The organism is Pseudomonas sp. HMWF006 (genome assembly GCF_003061205.1).
In the GTDB taxonomy this organism is placed as follows: domain Bacteria; phylum Pseudomonadota; class Gammaproteobacteria; order Pseudomonadales; family Pseudomonadaceae; genus Aquipseudomonas; species Aquipseudomonas monsensis.
This window is the reverse complement of record NZ_QAIU01000587.1, coordinates 15575-16936: the sequence shown is the minus strand read 5'-3', so window position 1 is coordinate 16936 and position 1362 is coordinate 15575. Positions and strand designations below refer to the sequence as shown.

Annotated in this window: 3 protein-coding genes; 2 read left to right on the top strand and 1 reads right to left on the bottom strand. The window is 60.8% G+C overall.

Features of this window, described 5'->3' with window-relative positions:
* A partial coding sequence (locus DBR24_RS34065) for a PHP domain-containing protein (RefSeq protein WP_256591897.1) occupies positions 1-456 on the bottom strand: 456 nt, incomplete at its 3' end.
* A gap of 87 nt (positions 457-543) precedes the next feature.
* Between DBR24_RS34065 and DBR24_RS27185 the strand changes: the two genes are divergently transcribed.
* Both DBR24_RS27185 and DBR24_RS27180 read left to right on the top strand, forming a co-directional pair.
* Positions 544-1140, top strand: a complete 597-nt coding sequence (locus DBR24_RS27185) for a septation protein A (RefSeq protein WP_123452630.1) — start codon at positions 544-546, stop codon at positions 1138-1140.
* A gap of 1 nt (position 1141) precedes the next feature.
* Positions 1142-1362, top strand: a 221-nt coding sequence (locus DBR24_RS27180) for a YciI family protein (RefSeq protein ID WP_128616261.1), incomplete at its 3' end; no start/stop codon positions are given.

Genomic DNA, 1362 nt, shown 5'->3' with positions numbered 1-1362 from the left:
ATCCTTTACAAAACCTTCACGTACCATCCAGTCAGCGAAATGCGGACGGGCCGGCGCATTGCCGCTATCGCCCAGTTCCAGCTGAATCTGCCGGGCGCCATCGAGGGCGCCGGGCATGCCCTTGAGCGCGAGCTTGCGGCTTATTTCTTCCGACCGCAGCCAGCGGCCATCGTGCAATTTGGCAATTGCCTCGACCAACGGCGCGGCGTTGACGTCGAAACCGTAGCCCAGCACGTGAATGGTCGCGCCGCCCCAGGTGCAGGACAATTCGACGCCGTTGACCAGTTGCATGCCCAATTCATCGGCGGCCGCGCGCGCTTCGGCGAGGCCTTCAAGGGTGTCGTGGTCGGTCAACGCCAGGACTCGCACGCCGTTTTCGAACGCACGCGCAACCAGAACCGCAGGCGCCAGGGCGCCATCGGAGGCCGTGCTATGGCAGTGCAAATCAACATTCACGGGGAGTTGTAACCTCAAATCAGCTGACGCTATCGCGCGCCCATATGTTTGTTATTATGCCGCCACATCCAGCTTCTGGCTCTTACTGTGAAACAATTCATCGATTTCATCCCGCTTCTGCTGTTCTTCATCGTTTACAAACTTGATCCACGGGTCGTCGACATCGCTGGCCATGAAGTGACTGTAGGCGGTATTTACAGCGCCACCGCGATGCTGATCATCAGCTCCCTCGTGGTGTACGGTGCGTTGTTCATCAAACAGCGCAAGCTGGAAAAGAGCCAATGGCTGACCCTGATCGCCTGCCTGGTGTTCGGCAGCCTGACGCTGGCCTTCCACAGTGAGACCTTCCTCAAGTGGAAAGCGCCGGTGGTCAACTGGCTGTTCGCCGTGGCCTTCATCGGCAGCCACTTCATCGGTGACCGCCTGCTGATCAAACGCATCATGGGCCACGCACTGACCCTGCCGGATCCGGTCTGGACCCGCCTGAACATCGCCTGGATCGGCTTTTTCCTGTTTTGCGGGGCCGCCAACCTGTTCGTCGCCTTCACCTTCCAGAGCATCTGGGTGGACTTCAAGGTGTTCGGCAGCCTGGGCATGACCGTGCTGTTCCTGGTCGCTCAGGGCATCTACCTGTCTCGTCACCTGCACGACGCCGATACCACAACACCAAAAACCGAGGACTGACATGCTCTACGCCATCATTGCCACCGACGTCGCCAACTCGCTGGAAGCCCGCCTGGCCGCGCGCCCTGCGCACCTGGAACGCCTGCAAGCGCTCAAGGGCGAAGGCCGTATCGTATTGGCCGGCCCGCACCCGGCGGTCGACAGCAATGATCCGGGCGCAGCGGGTTTCACCGGCAGCCTGATCGTCGCCGAGTTCGATTCGCTGAGCGCCGCGCAAGCGTG